General features: G+C 44.1%; 10 protein-coding genes and 1 pseudogene. 7 read left to right on the top strand and 4 right to left on the bottom strand.

Going from position 1 to position 8,318, the window contains the following annotated elements:
- The first annotated feature begins 697 nt into the window (after positions 1-697).
- From G601_RS0113565 to G601_RS0113555, 3 genes are all read left to right on the top strand, one after another.
- The gene (locus G601_RS0113565; RefSeq protein ID WP_026492825.1) at positions 698-1,588 is read left to right on the top strand and encodes a LysR family transcriptional regulator; all 891 of its coding nucleotides are present in this window, start codon (positions 698-700) and stop codon (positions 1,586-1,588) included.
- A gap of 76 nt (positions 1,589-1,664) precedes the next feature.
- On the top strand, positions 1,665-2,951 hold the full coding sequence (locus G601_RS0113560) for a WG repeat-containing protein (protein WP_026665690.1): 1,287 nt from the start codon (positions 1,665-1,667) through the stop codon (positions 2,949-2,951).
- 5 nt (positions 2,952-2,956) lie between these two features.
- Positions 2,957-3,535, top strand: coding sequence for a hypothetical protein (locus tag G601_RS0113555; RefSeq protein WP_026665689.1), 579 nt, complete (start codon positions 2,957-2,959; stop codon positions 3,533-3,535).
- Here the strand turns inward: G601_RS0113555 and G601_RS0113550 are convergent.
- Genes G601_RS0113550 through G601_RS0113540 form a run of 3 tightly spaced genes read right to left on the bottom strand, consistent with a single transcriptional unit; the run spans position 3,522 to position 5,307 of the window.
- On the bottom strand, positions 3,522-4,136 hold the full coding sequence (locus tag G601_RS0113550) for an esterase (RefSeq protein WP_026665688.1): 615 nt from the start codon (positions 4,134-4,136) through the stop codon (positions 3,522-3,524). The two genes, G601_RS0113555 and G601_RS0113550, sit on opposite strands and share 14 nt — an antisense overlap.
- Positions 4,137-4,149: 13 nt before the next feature.
- The gene (locus tag G601_RS0113545; protein WP_026493070.1) at positions 4,150-4,710 is read right to left on the bottom strand and encodes a sce7726 family protein; all 561 of its coding nucleotides are present in this window, start codon (positions 4,708-4,710) and stop codon (positions 4,150-4,152) included.
- 18 nt (positions 4,711-4,728) lie between these two features.
- Entirely contained in the window at positions 4,729-5,307 is a 579-nt protein-coding gene (locus G601_RS0113540; RefSeq protein ID WP_026665687.1) for an SOS response-associated peptidase, read from the bottom strand.
- Between the two features lie 157 nt (positions 5,308-5,464).
- Between G601_RS0113540 and G601_RS0113535 the strand changes: the two genes are divergently transcribed.
- The 4 genes from G601_RS0113535 to G601_RS0113520 are packed head-to-tail and all read left to right on the top strand — an operon-like array spanning position 5,465 to position 8,042.
- Complete coding sequence (locus tag G601_RS0113535) at positions 5,465-5,812, top strand: PadR family transcriptional regulator (RefSeq protein WP_026493068.1); 348 nt, start codon at positions 5,465-5,467, stop codon at positions 5,810-5,812.
- Positions 5,812-6,393 (top strand): DUF1700 domain-containing protein, encoded by a 582-nt coding sequence (locus G601_RS0113530; protein WP_026665686.1) that lies wholly within the window; start codon positions 5,812-5,814, stop codon positions 6,391-6,393. The genes G601_RS0113535 and G601_RS0113530 overlap by 1 nt, the downstream gene beginning before the upstream one ends.
- Positions 6,383-7,291, top strand: coding sequence for a DUF4097 family beta strand repeat-containing protein (locus tag G601_RS0113525; RefSeq protein ID WP_026493066.1), 909 nt, complete (start codon positions 6,383-6,385; stop codon positions 7,289-7,291). The genes G601_RS0113530 and G601_RS0113525 overlap by 11 nt, the downstream gene beginning before the upstream one ends.
- A 7-nt stretch (positions 7,292-7,298) precedes the next feature.
- Positions 7,299-8,042 (top strand): nucleoside/nucleotide kinase family protein, encoded by a 744-nt coding sequence (locus tag G601_RS0113520; RefSeq protein WP_026665685.1) that lies wholly within the window; start codon positions 7,299-7,301, stop codon positions 8,040-8,042.
- 116 nt (positions 8,043-8,158) lie between these two features.
- Here the strand turns inward: G601_RS0113520 and G601_RS27355 are convergent.
- A pseudogene (locus G601_RS27355) lies at positions 8,159-8,318 on the bottom strand (RNA-guided endonuclease TnpB family protein); the annotation flags it as partial.

Below are 8,318 nucleotides of genomic sequence, written 5' to 3'. Positions count from 1 at the left end.
GGGTTCGGCTGACTTCTCACAGTTCGTTGTTACTAGGCTAATGCAACCTCTGTGAGACCTCCACGCTTAAGGTGCACGCTCTTTCTCTCCATATATCCGCCACATTTACTCTGCTACTACAAAAGTGATAGTTATTAGACTTCGTTGCTCTTGGCCAACTTATCTCTCGTAGCCTAGCCTTATATGTGATTTCTGTCCGTCGGACCAGAGATTTGCTTACAGCTTCCTTCAGATTCCACCTCACGATGGACACCCTTGCTGTTCGGCTATACACTTCCCACTATCTGGGCGTGTTCGGGACTTGCACCCGTTAGAGCGCGCCCATGGCGCGCAAACCAAAAAGAAAAGAGCCTTTCGGCTCTCTTCCAAATATGATTTTGAGGGGCATTGGGTTTGTGCCCTGATCAATCAACGTTATGCTCTATTCTGTAAATCTCCTCAAGTACTTCCTCAATCTTTGCAAAAAGTTTCTTCATAATAGAATCCCCCTTTCATGGATGAGTTATATAAAATTTTAAGTCTCCTTTATCGGCAGCCATCAGTTACTTTCTTTATCTGATTTAAGGATAGCACCTTGTAGAGCTATTGTATAATACATATAATAATAGATGTATTATACCTTTTGGGTATATCTTATCAAAATCCAAAGCGCACTTAAAATATACGTTTTTTCTTATTAAAGAAGAAAGGGAGAAAAATGGAACTTAGACACATCCGATATTTCCTGACAATCGCAGAGGAAGGCAGCTTTACCAAGGCCGCTGAAAAGCTCTGTATCGCACAGCCTCCCCTTAGCCGTCAGATCCGTGACCTTGAGGAGGAGCTTGGCACGCCGCTTTTCGTGCGAAAGGCAAGGGGACTTGCACTCACTGATGCCGGGCAGCGCTTCCAGCAATACGCCCGCCGCATCAAGCAGCTCTCCGACCAGTCAATTGAGGACATACAGGAAATGAAGGAAGGTCTTACGGGCAGATTATACCTTGCTACAGTCGAGGGTCATGCGCCTGAGCTTTTCGCAAAATGGATCCACGAATTCAAGAAACGATATCCCCTCGTAGAATACGAGGTGTGGAACGGCAATTCCGATGATGTCATAAAAAGAGTTCACGCAGGGCTTAATGAGGTTGGCGTCATAACTCTTCCCTACGATGAAGAGGGTCTTGATGGAAAGCTCGTATACACAGAGCCCTGGGTTGCAATGATTCCACAAAATCATCCGCTGGCAAAGGAAAAAGGCGATCACATTCACCTAAAAAAGCTGGCGCCCTACGAGCTCATCATCCCTTCACGAAGATCCCGCAGAAAGGAAATTGAGAACTGGTTCGCACCATTAAAGTGCCAGCCAAAGATCATCTGCCGAATCGCTCATATGCTAAATGCCTACGAATTAACCTCCGAGGGCGTCGGCATCGCCATATATCCTGCATCTGCTGCCAAGTACATAAGCGGCGGCGTTGTCACAAAGGTGATACAGCCTGAGGTCTCTGCAGGCTACGCTGTTGTAAAGAGCGGTGACAGGGACCTGTCCAAGGTCGCAGAGGCCTTCTGGAATATGGTAAGTGACATGTATGATACGAAGAAAGCGTGATTTTACCGCTTTCCATATTGTTTGCAGAGGGAGAACATATTAAAATTATAGCGTTATTGTTTGGGAGAGAACGTTTATGAAAAAGTGGAAGTTTCTTTTGCCTGCAGCAGGTATCGTGGCGATAGGCGCTATTGCCGCAAGCATTTACTGCTCGCAGACAGAATATGGGAATGAGTATATTATCGATCAGCAGGGCAATAAGGTTGTGGATCAGGGCTTTAAGGATGTTTATTACGAGTGGGACTGTCCTGAGAAAAAGGCCCAATACATGATCAGTAACAGATGGCCCAAGTGGTCACCTTTTTATAAGGAAAAATGGGGATTTATAAATCTCGAGACAAAAACTGTGGAGGCCCCCCGTTTTTCAGACAAATTAAGATATAGAGATGACGGCCTTGCATGGGATTACAAGGGACATCTTATTGATAAGGATGGAAACATCGTCGTCAATTGCAAGTGGTATTTTCAGGATGGCAGATTTTTGGACAATCCCAGAAAGTTTGCTCTTTATGCTCTTAAAAGAAGAATCCTGAACGGCCACATACTAAATGGCGGCTTCCTTGGATTTGGCATATTTGATAAAAACCAGACTCTGCAAAGCTATGATACCTTAAGCGATAAAAATAACAAGCCCTATATCGGAACCTATGATTCATATGGTCTTGTCAGTTATTTTTCGTATTCCGAGTCTGCCCGTGGCTACATGGACAGAGACGGAAACACTGTGATTTCTCCGAAGTTCGCTGTGGCAAATGAGTTTGACGAGAATGGTTTTGCCAGCGCTTACAACAATGCGCCTTTTGAAAACAATGGATATGGGCTTATAAATTTAAAAGGTGAGGTCATTGTTGATTTCGATTATGAAAGTATAGATAAGGATTACGGCGAACTGGGCTATGTTTTAAATGGTTATTATACAGATAGCTACGCCGATAAAGAAGGTAATATTCTACTTGATAGCTACAGAAGGATTATCACCCTGGGCGGGAAATATATAGCTGCCCAAGAGAAGACTGATGATGCCTATGTTTACATGGATTCCAAATGTCAGCCATTTTTAGAGTCAGAATATAAGCCCTGCGGTTACGATAGTAAAAAGGACCTCTTCATCGTCGAGATAAAGGAAGACACTCAGAAGTATATGGATCACAACGGAAATATTCTGGATGATATCGTTTCTCCAATTGAAAATAGCTACAACGATGATGGAATCGACGACGTCGATCATTTTGAAAGAAAGGCCAACACCATCAAATTTCTCGATGGTACCGAGCTTACGTCCTCGGACTTTAAAATACTTACATATTACGATGGCAAGGATGCATCCGATGTGTATTGCATCGTTGAGTATGGGGAGGACTGATTGCTATGAAAAAGAAATTAGATTGCGGAATGCTGATATACAGCGTACTTATGACTCTGCTATTTTTAGCTGAATTTGTCATCCCCTATCATCCAGGAAAAATGAGTATCCTGCTATATTCAATTACTCCGGTAAAATTCCTGCTTTGCCTTTACATGATAAATAAGCTTAACCACAGAATAATTCAGGGAGAACCCTTTGGAACCTGCAAAAAGTTCCTTGTGATTTTAGCCTGTGTTTTTTTGCTGGATTTTCTGGTGAACCTGATTTTTACGATTCCTTTCCCCAGATCCTATGAAGCAGCATCCTACGCATTTTTTATGATCATTTCGATGATAGAATTTGCCCTTAATGCTTTTGTGATCTGGCACTACTCCAGAACTATAAATGCAATATCTGAAGCAAAGCTCTGGTTGTGGATCAATATAGCAATTACCATTGTATTTTTCATTATCCTTTGTAAAACCTATAGCGAGTATGAAATTGGTGACAAATGGACCAACGCTGTTCTCCTTCTTTTCCTTTTCAGAGAACCGCTAAAAATACGCATTGGTCTATTAAGAGAAAAGGTCAGCGCAGCATAAAGGAAAAACCCTTGGCCATCCTAAGGTCAGGCTCTTTAAAGTGATTACCCTGATTCCATTCAAGGGTGCAGACTTTCCCCTGCGAAGTTAAATAATCATTCATGGCCCTGATTCTGTCTCCCACAGTGGACATCACAGGATTCCGGGTCTTTTCTTCTTTATCCCCAAGGCTCAGATAGATTTTGGGAACCTTAATGTCATGCTCCTTCATGTAGTCAAAAAAGCCCGGGAACCATGCTGAAGGTGAAGCTGCTGCCACTCCGCTAAATACATCGGTCTGATAAACAGCCCAGAGTGCAAATAATCCTGCCAGCGAGTATCCGCCAAGATAATAGGTTTTTGACTTATCTTCTGTGTATTTCAATACCTCTGCAAGCGTTTTTTCTGCGCCGTCGCCAAAGCCCTCATCTCCGAAAACCGCAGGTGCTTCCCAGGGTGAAAGGTCCCTGTTCCAGTCGTCCACCTTTATGGCTATGAGACGAATATCTGAGGATTTTTGAATATGTTCAAACTCATTATCAATTGTCTTAAGATCATGACCATCGATGAGCTGAATCAAAACTATGTTACTTTCCGGATTTCCAAATTCAAATTTTTCCATACCAGTATCCTTCCTATTCTTCTTCAAAAATCGAGTAGTCCCTGTCGAACAAAACCTCCAGCATCTGCTCCTTCAAAAGCTCCTTATCCACCTTTTCCATCAGATACTTTTTCCTGAACATCCTGCTCTTATCGGAGTACTTGTAGAGTCCGTTCTTTTCCTGCAAAACCGCAAGCTCTCTCTTCCAGAGAAGCCCCATCTGATTAGTCAGTTTAACCTTTGGGCTTTTGCCGGGCTTTCTTAGTTCATAAAAATCCAGGCCGCCCTCTTCCTCTTCCACCGTGATGATCCCCCAGTGATCAGGCACATGCTCCTCAATGTGCGCCCCGTGGCTGCCCCCAACCACAGCATAGTTATAATCGAAGAATCTGTCGTAGTCCTTCACCTGTCTTGAAAGCCGCTCGTAGGTATCGGCATCGCTTTTTATCTCGGCACCAATAAGCCCATCTTCCGTAACAAGAACAATATCCGCCCTGGATTTGCCCATGGTCAGCTCTTCGAAAAAGCGCACCTTACCATATTTCTGTTCAAAATAATCGCACAGGTCATCCCTGATATCCGCATCCCGTAGCATAAAATTCCACCATTTTCATCAAAACAAACTAAGCTGCTCATAGTCACAGCTCCTGTCAAGCTCAGGCATTTTCTTCTTAATAAGGTCGTATGCCGCCGCTTCATCATAAAGATAATCCGCCACATTTTTCTTATCTATCATCACAGGCATCCTGTCGTGAACAGGCCGCATGGAGTCGTTCGCATCAGTTGTGAGGATCACGAAACGGTCCTCGTTGTCACGAAGATTGTAAAAGCCCGCCAGATACATTGGCTCTTCATCAGGCCTTTTGAATGTAAATTTTGTCTTATCCTTATTCCACTCGTAAAAGCCGCCGGCCGGAAGCACACATCTTCTGCTCCTGATACTATCTGAAAACATCGGCTTCTGTACAGCCGATTCAGCCCTGGCGTTTATAATCAGCTTACTGTCTTTCCCTGTAAGCCCCCACTTCATATTGTAGGCCTTCACCCCGGCGCCGCTTCCTTTAATAAGAGATAAGCCCATCATGCCCGGCGTGATATCACCATAATTATGGGCGCAGAATCCCTCCGGAAGCTCCATATCCGCCTCGACCCTGCGGGCTATTCTATCAGCATAATAATATCTACAGCACATATAAAAAATGCTCCTAACTGCTTTTTTACGCCATTTTTCAAAACTTTATATCTATAATTTTATAAACTTTTTTCCGAAATATCAAACTCATGTGTTGACACGTGCAATATTATACACTATATAATATTGTATCAGCACAAAAGAAAGGAGCGGTAGCATGACGTATCAATTAACAGCACCGTTACTGGATGCCTGCGTTCTGGGAATCGTGCGAAGCGAGGATTCATACGGATACACGCTGACACAGAAAGTTCGTCAGGTTGTGGATATTTCAGAGTCCACACTTTACCCTGTTCTCAGGAGACTTCAGAAATCAGGGTGCTTAAGAACCTACGATGCTCCCTACCAGGGACGAAACAGACGGTACTACGCCATCACAGAGGAAGGCCTGAAAATGCTGAATTTCTATGAGGGCGAGTGGAATGAATACAAAACCAAGATCGACGGACTTATAAGAGGGATCGATTCAGAAATTCCGCAGATTTCTGAGAAGGGGATGACATAATGAACAAACAACAATTTTTACAGGAGCTCGACAGAAGGCTGAAGCTCATTCCTGCAGATGACAGACAGGACGCTATCGAGTACTACGACGGATACATATCTGATATGGAGCTTCCCGAGGGCACCGATGTGGTGGCAAGTCTCGGAACTCCCAAGGAGGTTGCAAAGAACATCATCGAACAATGCACGCAGAAGCACATCGAAAACACCGCAGAGCAGAAAACCGTTAAGGGAAAGGCCACAGTCGTATGGCTGACAATCCTTGGAGTGCTGGCACTTCCGCTCTCACTCCCCCTTGGCATCATGGTGATGGCTATCGTATTTGCAGTTCTGATAACAATCGGCGCAGTGGTTTTTGCACTTATCGTTTCAGCTGTGGCAATCGCAGCAAGCGGCTTTTTTTCAATCTTCTGGGGATTATTTGTTCCCGGATTTGCTCAGAAGCTCTTCACCATTGGTGCTGGACTTATGATATCCGGGCTCAGCATTTTACTGGTATATGGACTTGTCTTACTAATCAGGACAGTAAGTCATAACATTTATAGAAAAAAGGAAACGGAGGGAACTGGTTATGAACAGTAAGGTAATCTTATATTTGGCATTGGGAATGTCCGCATTTGGATTTATAATTATGGCAACAGGATTTAAGTTAGGAGCAAAGCCCGTGATTTCAATTGGTAATAGTAAAGTAACAGAAAACAAAACATCAGAAGAATGTGGGGATCTTGTGACAGGCTCCATGGAACTGTCCGCTTTTGATGAGCTCGACGTAGACATCGCTTCAATCGGCGCCTATCTCGTTCAGGGAGATTCCTACAAGCTTGAATATCAGGCATACGAAGAGAATGTGCCCAAGGTTACAGAGAGCGGCCACAAGCTGACAATTAAGCAGCCCTCTCACAAAAGCTTCGTCTTCGGCTTCAATCTCCTCCCCCGCGAAGATGAACAGTATTACAGAATCACCGTTCCCAAGGATGCAGGAATCATCGATGTTGACATGGATGCAGCATCAGGTGTGCTCAGCGTTGATGGCGTCAACATCAAAGGAAAGCTGGACATCGCATCAGGTCTTCTCGAAGTAAACAATGTTGAATCCGAGAAATTAACCTGCTCTGCTGCTTCAGGAAAAATCGACCTCAAGGACATCAAGGCCGAAAAGCTCACACTCGACCTCGCTTCAGGACTTATGAACGTAACAGGCTGCACAGCCAGGGATCTTGATACCGAGCTTTCAAGCGGCACAGTCACAATCGACGAGATGACAGTCGATAACGCAGATTTCGATATCACCTCCGGAAAGGTCTCACTTAACCTTGTTGGTAATAAGGATGATTATTCCTATGATCTCGATGCAACATCAGGAAGCATCAAGGTTGATGGAGCCTCAACCGAGAAGAAATTCAAGGCTGACGGAAATACGGATAAGAAAATAAAAGCGGATCTTACAAGTGGATCTTTTGATGTGACTTTTGGGGAATAAAAATTTCATGAACTATACCGCAAATATAAATGGTATTGATGTAGATGCAAAATATAGCGAATACTCTGTGTCGAACATCTTTATACCTTTAATTTCAAAACTATCATCACTCCAAAGAGCAAAGGGTAAGCGCATTCTGGTACTCCTTGCTGCACCGCCTGGTGCTGGCAAAAGTACATTATGTAGCTTCCTGCAGAAGCTCTCAGAGGAACATGACGAATATGCAGATATACAGGCCATAGGAATGGATGGTTTCCATAGAAGGCAGGAATATCTCTTAACCCATAATGTCTTGCGTGACGGACAGGAAGTACGAATGGTTGATATCAAAGGTGCTCCCATAACCTTCGACCTTGAGCTTCTCAAAAAGCGCATACAGGATGTTCTCTCTTCCGAGGTAACTCCCTGGCCCACTTATGACAGACACCTGCACAATCCTATAGATAACGCAATTACTGTAGAGAAAAATATAGTGCTCCTCGAAGGCAACTATCTCCTGCTCGATGAAGACGGCTGGCGTGAGATCAAAGACTATGCCGACTACACCATCTCCATCACCGCTGATGAAAACATGCTTCGTTCAAGACTCGTGGACAGGAAGGTTAAGAGTGGAAACACCTTAGAATCCGCTGAGAAATTCGTTGACTACAGTGACATGGCTAATGTCAGGCTCTGTCTTGAAAAGACCATGAAGGCAGACCTTGCACTGCGTGTTAATCAGGATGGAGATTGTCAACTACCACGCACCTAAAGGTACGTGGCTTGCGACTCCCCTGTAGTTCGTTGCAATAACTCCTACATTTTGTCGGTGTAACTTCCGTGGGGTCGCATCATGGGACGGTTGACACCGCCCCTTACGACAAAGATTTACTCTGCCGTAACTGTATCAGGTACTTGACTATCTTCAAGATAGTTGATTCCCATGCGGTACAGATTCATAGCTCCAATGCGGTCATCGTTTGATTTATAGCCACAGTTCTTACAAGCAAACAGATGTATCTTCTTGTTACGGTTAGCTTTTTCAATG

The organism is Butyrivibrio sp. FC2001 (assembly GCF_000424125.1).
Lineage (GTDB): Bacteria > Bacillota > Clostridia > Lachnospirales > Lachnospiraceae > Butyrivibrio.
Note: the sequence above shows the minus strand (reverse complement) of the source record. Positions and strands in the feature narration are given on the sequence as shown.